8 protein-coding genes, 1 pseudogene and 1 CRISPR repeat array (1 of these 10 cut by a window edge) are annotated in these 10,868 nt (G+C 56.5%); of the genes and pseudogenes, 7 read left to right on the top strand and 2 right to left on the bottom strand.

All coding sequences use genetic code 11. The features are described 5' to 3' along the window. The coding region (locus FHC48_RS03270) for an IS1 family transposase (protein ID WP_000641146.1) at positions 1-100 on the top strand (100 nt) is incomplete at its 5' end. 165 nt (positions 101-265) lie between these two features. Then, positions 266-1,924 (top strand): ATP-dependent endonuclease, encoded by a 1,659-nt coding sequence (locus FHC48_RS03265; protein ID WP_008499997.1) that lies wholly within the window; start codon positions 266-268, stop codon positions 1,922-1,924. Here FHC48_RS03265 and FHC48_RS03260 read toward each other — a convergent pair. Then, positions 1,921-2,877 (bottom strand): VirK/YbjX family protein, encoded by a 957-nt coding sequence (locus FHC48_RS03260; RefSeq protein WP_023292896.1) that lies wholly within the window; start codon positions 2,875-2,877, stop codon positions 1,921-1,923. The two genes, FHC48_RS03265 and FHC48_RS03260, sit on opposite strands and share 4 nt — an antisense overlap. 159 nt (positions 2,878-3,036) lie before the next feature. Here FHC48_RS03260 and macA point away from each other — a divergent pair, with 159 nt between their 5' ends. Both macA and macB read left to right on the top strand, forming a co-directional pair. Beyond that, positions 3,037-4,152, top strand: a complete 1,116-nt coding sequence (gene macA / locus FHC48_RS03255) for a macrolide transporter subunit MacA (protein ID WP_059362006.1) — start codon at positions 3,037-3,039, stop codon at positions 4,150-4,152. Beyond that, positions 4,149-6,090: pseudogene (gene macB, locus FHC48_RS03250) on the top strand (macrolide ABC transporter ATP-binding protein/permease MacB). Before macA ends, macB begins: the two are co-directional and overlap by 4 nt. A gap of 70 nt (positions 6,091-6,160) precedes the next feature. Here the strand turns inward: macB and cspD are convergent. Next, a complete protein-coding gene (cspD, locus tag FHC48_RS03245; protein ID WP_008499993.1) occupies positions 6,161-6,382 on the bottom strand; it encodes a cold shock-like protein CspD in 222 nt (73 codons plus the stop codon). Between the two features lie 267 nt (positions 6,383-6,649). Between cspD and clpS the strand changes: the two genes are divergently transcribed. The 3 genes from clpS (at position 6,650) to FHC48_RS03230 (ending at position 9,975) form a co-directional block, all read left to right on the top strand. After that, positions 6,650-6,970, top strand: a complete 321-nt coding sequence (clpS, locus tag FHC48_RS03240; RefSeq protein ID WP_006174393.1) for an ATP-dependent Clp protease adapter ClpS — start codon at positions 6,650-6,652, stop codon at positions 6,968-6,970. A 27-nt stretch (positions 6,971-6,997) separates the two neighbouring features. After that, positions 6,998-9,277, top strand: a complete 2,280-nt coding sequence (gene clpA / locus FHC48_RS03235) for an ATP-dependent Clp protease ATP-binding subunit ClpA (protein ID WP_008499992.1) — start codon at positions 6,998-7,000, stop codon at positions 9,275-9,277. A gap of 257 nt (positions 9,278-9,534) precedes the next feature. Further along, positions 9,535-9,975 (top strand): hypothetical protein, encoded by a 441-nt coding sequence (locus tag FHC48_RS03230; RefSeq protein ID WP_059362008.1) that lies wholly within the window; start codon positions 9,535-9,537, stop codon positions 9,973-9,975. 175 nt (positions 9,976-10,150) lie between these two features. Continuing rightward, a CRISPR array of direct repeats spans positions 10,151-10,868; the repeat unit is 28 nt; unit sequence GTTCACTGCCGTACAGGCAGCTTAGAAA; it runs 36 nt beyond the window's last position.

Here is a 10,868-nt window from a genome sequence, read left to right as displayed (position 1 = left end):
CCTGGCACGGCTGGGACGGAAGTCGCTGTCGTTCTCAAAATCGGTGGAGTTGCATGACAAAGTCATCGGGCATTATCTGAACATAAAACACTATCAATAAGTTGGAGTCATTACCGGCAATGTGATGTCAATCCTTGTTCAAATCAGCGGTAAATAGAGCATAGACCAATTCTTGTCAGGGTGAATGTTGTGCTGTCGTGACAGGGCGCCTCCCGCTATACTGCTGATAACTTAAAGGAAAAAGTGAACATTGCGCGGGGGATTTATGCTTCTCGAACGTGTGGAAATTGTCGGGTTTCGCGGTATTAACCGCCTGTCGCTGCAGCTGGAACAGAACAACGTCCTGATCGGCGAGAACGCCTGGGGTAAGTCCAGCCTGCTGGATGCGCTGACGTTACTGCTTTCGCCCGAAGACGATCTGTATCACTTCGTTCGCGACGATTTCTGGTTCCCCCCCGGCGACGTGACGGGGCGCGAGAAGCACCTGCATATTATCCTGACGTTCCGCGAGTCCGAGCCCGGACGTCATCGCGTGCGTCGCTTCCGCCCGCTGTCACCCTGCTGGGTACCGTGCGATGACGGTTTCCACCGCATATTCTACCGGCTGGAAGGGGAGATGGCGGAAAACGAGGGCGTGTTGACCCTGCGTGATTTTCTTGATGAGAAGGCCAGCCCGATCCCGCTGGACAATATCGACGATCTGGCCCGCCACCTGATCCGCCTGACGCCGGTGCTGCGCCTGCGCGACGCGCGTTTTATGCGGCGCATCCGTAACGGTACCGTACCGAATATGCCGGAAGTGGAAGTCACCGCCCGCGAGCTGGATTTTTTGGCGAGAGAGCTGGTGTCGCGTCCGCAGAATCTGACCGACGGTCAAATTCGTCAGGGGTTGTCCGCAATGGTACAGCTGCTGGAGCACTATTTTTCCGAGCAGGGAACGTCGGAGTCGCGCCATCGCCTGATGCGCCGCCGCTCTCATGACGAACAGCGCAGCTGGCGCTACCTCGATATCATTAACCGGATGATCGACCGGCCCGGCGGTCGTACCCATCGGGTGATTTTGCTGGGGCTGTTTTCAACGCTTCTGCAGGCCAAAGGCACCGTGCGTCTTGACCGGGACGCCCGGCCGCTGCTGCTGGTGGAAGACCCGGAAACGCGCCTGCATCCCATCATGCTCTCCGTGGCATGGCATCTGCTGAATCTGCTGCCGCTCCAGCGCGTTACGACCACCAATTCCGGCGAATTATTATCGCTGACGCCGGTCGAGCACGTCTGTCGTCTGGTGCGTGAATCTTCCCGCGTCTCCGCCTACCGGTTAGGTCCGGGTGGATTGAACGCGGAAGACGGGCGGCGCATCGCGTTTCATATTCGCTTTAACCGCGCGTCGTCGCTCTTTGCCCGCTGCTGGCTGCTGGTGGAAGGAGAGACGGAAACCTGGGTCATCAACGAACTGGCGCGCCAGTGCGGCCACCATTTTGATGCGGAAGGCATCAAGGTGATTGAATTTGCCCAGTCGGGACTCAAGCCGCTGATAAAATTTGCCCGCCGGATGGGGATCGAGTGGCACGTTCTGGTCGACGGTGATGAGGCGGGCAAAAAATATGCCTCGACCGTGCGTAGCCTGCTGAATAACGAGCGCGAGGAAGAGCGCGACCATTTAACCATGCTGCCCGCGATGGACATGGAACACTTTATGTATCGTCAGGGGTTCGACGACGTATTCCACCGAATTGCCATGGTGCCGGTCGATGTCCCGATGAACATGCGGCGCGTGATCGCCAAAGCTATTCATCGTTCTTCAAAACCGGATTTAGCCATTGAAGTGGCGACGGAAGCGGGGAGACGGGGCGTGGAGGCGGTGCCGACCCTGCTGCGGAAGATGTTTTCCCGCGTGCTGTGGCTGGCACGCGGGAGAGCGGATTAACGTTGAGTCGCCTGGTTCACCTGCTGAATCAGGCTATCCAGCAGCGCGTAGCGGCGGCGATATTCGGAACGCTTTTTACTCGCGATCTCTTCCATCGGTTTGCGCGGCATGACGAGGGGCAGCATAAAGTTGCCGCTATCCTGCTTTTCACCGCCGATGGAGATCCAGAAACTGTCGTAATCGGCCAACAGTTTCCCCTCTTTTTTCTTGCGGTAGCGCCAGCTGCGATAAATATGGGTGTCGTTACTGACGGCGACAATCTGTTCTACCGGGAAGGCGGTGCCGAGGGTCATGGCGGCTTCGACCAGCAGACGTTTTGGGAACAGACCATGGCAGGCCTTCGTCGCGCCCTGGATCAGCTCATGGGGAACGTGGGCTTTTGCGCCCTGCAGGCCGCCGATAAACAGCGTCGATTTTCCCTCAAGCTGGCACAGGGTGAAGGTCATCTCGGCCAGCACCGTATTCTGATGGTCGCAGAAGGCGAGGGTGGCTTCCCCTTCTTTATCCAGAAACGCATCGGCGCACAGGCGGACGGTAAATTGCTCTTCATCTTTACCGGTTAAGGTGAGCAGCGTGAAGCCCTTTTTCGACAGATAGCCCGAGAGCAGCGATGCCGGCATATGGCGGCTCATCGTTTGATAGTGCCAGTTAAGGGACTCAAGGGCCTGCTGGCGATCCATATTCACCGTCAGCCAGGGGCGATGCAGACGGCACGGCAGTCCTGGCTGCACCTGCAGCATTTGCATCAGGCTCGGCTGTTTTGCAAGGCTCGTCAACAGGCGAGCGGTACTTACAGGCGTCGCCAGCGAACGTAGCATGAATTTACGTCGATAGGCGGGGTTTTGCCACGCCAGCCCTGGCGTGAGCTTACCGGAAGCCAGATGACTGAAGAGCTGCCAACCCGATGCAGGCTGTGGCAGGTTTGAAAAAGGTGTATCGACGATGGAAGACATGTTAGATCCTGCTTCTTGATGAAGATCTCCATTTCAGCAGGCGAACGTTCAACGTCTCGTAAACAAATTGTGACGATTTCGGAGAACAGGGGTTTCGTTGAGGAGTCGTTTAGATAGAATCAGCATTTATCATTGCCAGAACATTTATTTGGAATATTTATGAACCTCAAGGGAAAACGCAGAACGCTGTTTCTGCTGCTGGCGGTCGTGGTGTTAGCCGGTGGGTACTGGCTATGGCAGGTGCTGAACGCGCCGGTGCCGCAGTATCAGACGCTGATTGTTCGTCCGGGCGAACTGCAACAAAACGTCCTCGCGACGGGCAAGCTTGATGCCCTGCGCAAGGTTGACGTCGGCGCGCAGGTCAGCGGTCAGCTGAAAACGCTGTCGGTTGAGATTGGCGATAAGGTAAAAAAAGGCCAGCTGCTCGGCGTGATCGATCCTGAACAGGCCGAGAACCAGATCCGCGAGGTGGAAGCCACGCTGATGGAGCTGCGCGCGCAGCGTGCGCAGGCGCAGGCAGAGCGTAACCTGGCCCAGGTGACGCTGACCCGTCAGCAGGCGCTGGCCAAAACCCAGGCGATCTCGAAGCAGGATTTAGATACGGCCACCACGGAACTGGCGGTGAAGCAGGCGCAGATTGGCACGATTGACGCGCAAATCAAACGCAACCAGGCCTCGCTGGATACGGCGAAAACCAACCTCGACTACACCAAAATCGTTGCGCCGATGGCCGGGGAAGTGACGCAAATTACCACGCTGCAGGGGCAGACGGTGATTGCCGCGCAGCAGGCGCCCAACATTCTGACGCTGGCGGACATGAGCACCATGCTGGTCAAAGCTCAGGTCTCGGAGGCGGACGTTATCCATCTCAGACCGGGGCAGAATGCCTGGTTTACGGTGCTGGGCGATCCGCAGACGCGCTACGAAGGCGTGCTGAAAGACATTCTCCCGACGCCGGAAAAGGTTAACGACGCCATCTTCTACTATGCCCGTTTTGAAGTGCCGAACCCGCAGGGCGTGCTGTGTCTCGACATGACCGCGCAGGTGCATATCCAGCTGACCGGCGTGAAGAACGTGCTGACCATTCCCCTCTCCGCGCTGGGTGAGTCCGCCGGTGATAGCCGCTATAAAGTGAAAGTGCTGCGCAACGGCGAAACGCGCGAGCGCGAAGTGGTGATTGGCGCGCGCAACGACACCGACGTGGTGGTGGTGAAAGGGCTGGAAGAGGGTGAGGAGGTTGTCATCAGCGAAAGCCTGCCCGGAGCCGCGAAATGACGGCATTGCTTGAGCTGAAAGACATTCGCCGCAGCTATCCGTCGGGCGATGGCCCGGTGGAGGTGCTAAAAGGCATCTCCCTGCGCGTGGAGGCGGGCGAGATGGTGGCGATTGTCGGGGCATCTGGCTCCGGTAAATCGACGCTGATGAACATTCTCGGCTGCCTGGATAAACCGACCAGCGGCACGTACCGCGTGGCCGGGACGGACGTCTCAACGCTGGACGGCGACGCGCTGGCGAAGCTGCGTCGGGAGCACTTCGGCTTTATCTTCCAGCGTTACCATCTGCTTTCTCACCTCAATGCCGCGCAGAACGTGGAAGTTCCGGCGGTCTATGCGGGCGTCGATCGGAAAAAACGCCTCGAGCGCGCGCAGATGCTGCTGACGCGCCTGGGGCTGGCGGAGCGGGTGGAGTATCAGCCCTCGCAGCTGTCCGGCGGCCAGCAGCAGCGCGTGAGTATTGCCCGTGCCCTGATGAACGGTGGGCAGGTGATCCTCGCGGATGAGCCAACCGGCGCGCTCGACAGCCATTCCGGCGAAGAGGTGATGGCGATCCTGCACCAGCTTCGCGATCAGGGGCATACGGTCATTATCGTAACCCACGATCCGCAGGTGGCGGCGCAGGCGGAGCGAATCATTGAGATCCACGACGGCGAGCTGGTCAGCAACCCGCCGCCGCGTGAGTCCAGGGCTGCGGCGCCGAAAGAAGTGCTTCCGGCATCAACCGGATGGGGGCAATTTTCCAGCGGCTTTCGCGAAGCATTGACCATGGCCTGGCTGGCGATGGCGGCCAATAAAATGCGTACCCATGCTGACCATGCTCGGCATTATCATCGGTATCGCCTCGGTGGTGTCGATTGTGGTGGTGGGCGATGCGGCCAAGCAGCTGGTGCTGGCCGATATCCGCGCAATCGGGACCAACACCATTGACGTCTATCCCGGCAAAGACTTCGGGGACGACGAGCCGCAGTATCAGCAGGCGCTGAAATACGACGATCTGGCGGCCATTCAGAAGCAGCCGTGGGTCAACTCCGCCACGCCTGCGGTGTCGCAAAACCTGCGCCTGCGCGTGGGCAATGTTGACGTGGCGGCCAGCGCGAACGGCGTCAGCGGGGATTATTTCAACGTCTACGGTATGACCTTCAGCGAAGGCGCCACCTTTAACGCCGAACAGCTGGCGGGCAGGGCGCAGGTGGTGGTGCTGGACGCGAACTCGCGCAGGCAGCTCTTCCCCAATAAAGCCAACGTGGTGGGCGAAGTGATCCTGGTCGGCAACATGCCTGCCACGGTCATCGGCGTGGCGGAAGAGAAGCAGTCGATGTTTGGCAGCAGCAAGATCCTGCGCGTCTGGCTGCCGTACACCACCATCTCCGGGCGGATTATGGGGCAGTCCTGGCTCAACTCCATCACCGTGCGCGTGAAGGAGGGCTACGACAGCGCCATGGCCGAACAGCAGCTTGAGCGGCTGCTCACCCTGCGCCACGGGAAGAAAGATTTCTTCACGTGGAATATGGACGGCCTCTTGAAAACGGCAGAAAAGACCACACGTACTCTTCAGCTGTTCCTCACGCTGGTGGCGGTGATTTCGCTGGTCGTCGGCGGTATCGGGGTGATGAACATCATGCTGGTGTCGGTAACCGAGCGTACCCGGGAGATTGGCATCCGCATGGCGGTCGGGGCCAGAGCCAGCGACGTGCTGCAGCAGTTTTTGATTGAAGCCGTGCTGGTGTGTCTGGTCGGCGGTGCGATGGGGATTGCGCTCTCGATGATGATCGCCTTTGCGCTCCAGCTCTTTTTACCCGGCTGGGAGATTGGCTTCTCGCCGGTGGCCATTATTACCGCATTCTTGTGTTCAACCTTTACCGGCATTTTGTTTGGCTGGTTGCCCGCCCGCAACGCGGCGCGGCTGGATCCGGTGGATGCGCTGGCTCGGGAATAACCCGAAAATAAAAATGCCAGCCGATCGGGCTGGCATTTTGACTGCGGGATGTACACAATAAAACAGAGAGCTATGCAACCGTCTCTGCTTCAATGGGGACGATAAGGCTTGCATGATTGCCTTTTGGTCCCTGGTGGACATCGAACCGGACGGACTGCCCGGCTTTGAGCGTTCTGTAACCATCCATCTGAATGGTGGAATAGTGAGCGAAGATATCCTCGCCGCCGCCTTCGGGGCAGATGAAGCCAAACCCTTTGGCGTTGTTGAACCACTTAACAGTACCCATTTCCATGCTTCGACATCCTTCGTAAATCTTATAAGTTAAGATGGAATGAACCGGTGGTGGAGTGGGGGCTGTTCAAAACCTCGCCATCTCACGCTTGTACAATTTAGAGAAACGAAAGACGTCGTCAAGCGTTTGGCGCTGGAGATGGGACAATAATCAACCAAAGTTTGAAGCAGTTAACGCTATTGCAACAGTTTGTGACAGACATCGCGGATGACAGTAATAGATGATTGTTATCTAACATCTGAGGTAGATTCAAAGTGGTTATGCAAAATGGGTAAGACCAACGACTGGCTGGATTTTGACCAGCTGGCGGAAGACAAAGTGCGTGACGCGCTAAAACCGCCATCTATGTATAAAGTGATGTTAATGAACGATGATTACACGCCGATGGAATTTGTTATTGACGTGCTACAAAAGTTCTTTTCTTATGATGTAGAACGTGCAACGCAACTGATGCTTACCGTTCATTATCGTGGCAAAGCTATCTGCGGCATCTTCACAGCCGAAGTGGCGGAAACCAAAGTGGCGATGGTGAACGACTATGCGAGGGAGAACGAGCATCCGTTGCTGTGTACGCTGGAAAAGGCCTGATAAGGCATAAAATTGGGGGAGGTGCCTATGCTCAATCAAGAACTGGAACTCAGTTTAAACATGGCTTTCGCCAGAGCGCGTGAGCACCGACATGAGTTTATGACCGTCGAGCATTTACTGCTCGCACTGCTTAGCAACCCATCTGCCCGCGAAGCGCTGGAAGCCTGCTCCGTGGATCTGGTGGCGCTACGTCAGGAACTCGAAGCCTTCATCGAACAAACCACACCGGTGCTGCCTGCCAGTGAAGAAGAGCGCGACACGCAGCCGACGCTCAGCTTCCAGCGCGTGCTGCAGCGCGCGGTATTCCACGTCCAGTCTTCCGGACGTAGTGAAGTGACTGGCGCAAACGTCTTAGTCGCCATCTTCAGCGAGCAGGAGTCACAGGCTGCCTATCTGCTGCGCAAACACGAAGTCAGCCGCCTCGATGTGGTTAACTTTATCTCTCACGGAACGCGCAAAGACGAGCCTAACCAGGCCTCGGATTCCAGCAATCAGGTCAATAACAATGAAGAGCAAGCAGGCGGGGAGGATCGTATGGAAAACTTCACCACCAACCTTAATCAGCTTGCTCGCGTTGGCGGTATCGACCCGCTGATTGGTCGCGATAAAGAGCTGGAGCGCGCGATCCAGGTGCTGTGCCGTCGCCGCAAGAACAACCCGCTGCTGGTGGGGGAATCTGGCGTGGGTAAAACCGCGATTGCCGAAGGCCTTGCCTGGCGCATTGTGCAGGGCGACGTACCGGAAGTGATTGCCGACTGCACCATCTACTCGCTGGACATCGGCTCGCTGCTGGCGGGCACCAAATACCGCGGTGATTTTGAAAAACGCTTCAAGGCGCTGTTAAAACAGCTGGAGCAGGACACCAACAGCATCCTGTTTATCGATGAAATCCACACCATCATCGGCGCAGGGGCGGCCTCCGGTGGCCAGGTGGATGCGGCTAACCTGATCAAACCGCTGCTCTCCAGCGGCAAGATCCGCGTGATTGGCTCCACCACCTACCAGGAGTTCAGCAACATCTTTGAGAAAGACCGTGCGCTGGCGCGCCGCTTCCAGAAAATCGACGTGACCGAACCGTCCGTCGAGGAAACGGTGCAGATCATCAACGGCCTGAAGCCGAAGTACGAAGCGCACCACGACGTGCGTTACACCGCGAAAGCGGTGCGTGCGGCGGTGGAGCTGGCGGTGAAATACATCAACGATCGTCATCTGCCGGATAAGGCGATTGACGTGATTGATGAGGCAGGGGCGCGTGCGCGCCTGATGCCGGCCAGCAAGCGTAAGAAAACCGTTAACGTGGCGGATATTGAGTCCGTGGTGGCCCGCATCGCGCGTATCCCTGAGAAGAGCGTTTCTCAGAGCGACCGCGACACGCTGCGCACCCTCGGCAACCGCCTGAAAATGCTGGTCTTTGGTCAGGATAAAGCCATTGAGGCCTTAACCGAAGCGATCAAGATGGCCCGTGCCGGACTGGGGCATGACCACAAGCCTGTCGGTTCCTTCCTGTTCGCTGGCCCGACCGGCGTGGGGAAAACCGAGGTGACGGTTCAGCTCTCTAAAGCACTGGGCATTGAGCTGCTGCGCTTTGATATGTCCGAGTATATGGAGCGTCACACCGTCAGCCGTTTGATTGGTGCGCCTCCGGGCTACGTGGGCTTTGACCAGGGCGGCCTGCTCACCGACGCGGTGATCAAGCATCCGCACGCGGTACTGCTGCTCGATGAAATCGAGAAAGCGCACCCGGACGTGTTCAACATCCTGCTGCAGGTGATGGACAACGGGACGCTGACCGACAACAACGGGCGCAAAGCGGACTTCCGTAACGTGGTGCTGGTGATGACCACCAACGCCGGGGTGCGTGAAACCGAGCGTAAATCCATCGGTCTGATCCACCAGGATAACAGCACCGATGCGATGGAGGAGATCAAGAAGATCTTCACGCCGGAGTTCCGTAACCGTCTGGACAACATTATCTGGTTCGATCACCTTTCTACCGAGGTGATCCATCAGGTCGTGGACAAGTTCATCGTCGAGCTGCAGGTTCAGCTGGATCAGAAAGGCGTGTCGCTGGAAGTAAGCCAGGAGGCCCGCAACTGGCTGGCCGAGAAAGGCTACGACCGTGCGATGGGGGCCCGTCCGATGGCGCGCGTGATTCAGGACAACCTGAAGAAACCGCTGGCGAACGAGCTGCTGTTTGGCTCGCTGGTGGACGGCGGCCAGGTGACCGTGGCGCTGGATCAGGCGAAGAACGAACTGACGTACGATTTCCAGAGTGCAGCGAAGCACAAGCCGGAAGCGGCTCACTGATTTCCTACCTAGGTCTTAAAAACCGGGCAATAGCCCGGTTTTTTTATGCCTGCTTTTCTCCCTCTCCCTATGGGAGAGGGTTGGGGTGAGGGCAACAGACCGCAGAGGAATTTTGCGAGGCGCTTTCCAGTTTCGTACGACGTTGGTTGCTGGATAAATCCACAGTAATAAAATGGCGGCGCACCTGCAAAATCAGGTGCCGGGATTGGCGTCCTGAAAGTGTGCACAAACAATCTTACGTGCATAAAGGAACACATATGACTGATATTAATAATTTCGCCCAACTTTACAGCGAACTCTTCCTCAACCCTGATCTCCCCACCCTGACCGAGCGCTGCAACCTGCTCACCGAAATCCTGCTGGATTGCAAATCACTCCCACAAACGCAGCCCGTATGTCGTTGCCTCGGGGCTTATCTGGAAGAGGTAAAATCCGGCCTCACAGAATCCATGCGTGATTTTCAGATAGTGGAATTTGAGGACGAATCGGAACCACCGCAACAAAAGGAATGGCTGCTGGAAGATACAAAAACAAAGTGTGACTACTGTCGGGCGTTAAACCATGTACTAATGGTGTCGCAGTTTGACCGCGATATGCTGCCGCACCTGACGGGGTTGCTGCATGACATTACGCATTCAATGGCCGCGGATGTCGTTGCGCCTCAACGTGCAGAAACGATAGTTCACATTATTTCCTGAATGTAATTCGTAGTGTCGGGGAAAGACTACTGACGCCACTGGCTTGACCCTTTTTTTGATGATTACGTAACCTTTTGATTTATATAATGCGAATTTACGTTCCAGAAAAAAGGGTTTTATGCGGGAAAGTTGATTATTTTCTTTTCTAACAATAAGATGGCGTGGTTTCCTTTCAGTTCACTGCCGTACAGGCAGCTTAGAAAAGTTCACAAACCTGACCAGCGGCACCATCTACGTTCACTGCCGTACAGGCAGCTTAGAAAGTTCTGTTCAGCGCGCGGTTGTATGCCATCAGGTTCACTGCCGTACAGGCAGCTTAGAAAAAGAGCGAAGGGCTGCACTCCATGAGCTGGCCCGTTCACTGCCGTACAGGCAGCTTAGAAAACCAGCCACCGCCGTATTCTTTCGCACGCTGAAGTTCACTGCCGTACAGGCAGCTTAGAAAATGAGGGCGCACCGCATCATAAAAATGATGCTGGTTCACTGCCGTACAGGCAGCTTAGAAATCATCGAGTGTGAGGCTGTGTGATTCCATGGTGTTCACTGCCGTACAGGCAGCTTAGAAAAAAAGAGGCGCTGGACTGGCTGACGTCAAAGGGTTCACTGCCGTACAGGCAGCTTAGAAAACTACCGCCATTTACTATCACGGCTGCTGAAATGTTCACTGCCGTACAGGCAGCTTAGAAAGCCAAGCGTGGCACCACCGTCGGTTTTTGCCTCGTTCACTGCCGTACAGGCAGCTTAGAAAGGTCGGAGTAAACCAGCTTGGTGACGAAAGGAGTTCACTGCCGTACAGGCAGCTTAGAAATACCTGGGCTTTTCGCCTCAAAAAGTTATTCCGTTCACTGCCGTACAGGCAGCTTAGAAACTTATGCGGTGTACCATGAGGCGAA

This window comes from Enterobacter sp. EC_50, from assembly GCF_019584525.1.
GTDB classification, from domain to species: Bacteria; Pseudomonadota; Gammaproteobacteria; order Enterobacterales; family Enterobacteriaceae; genus Enterobacter; species Enterobacter roggenkampii.
Note: the sequence above shows the minus strand (reverse complement) of the source record. Positions and strands in the feature narration are given on the sequence as shown.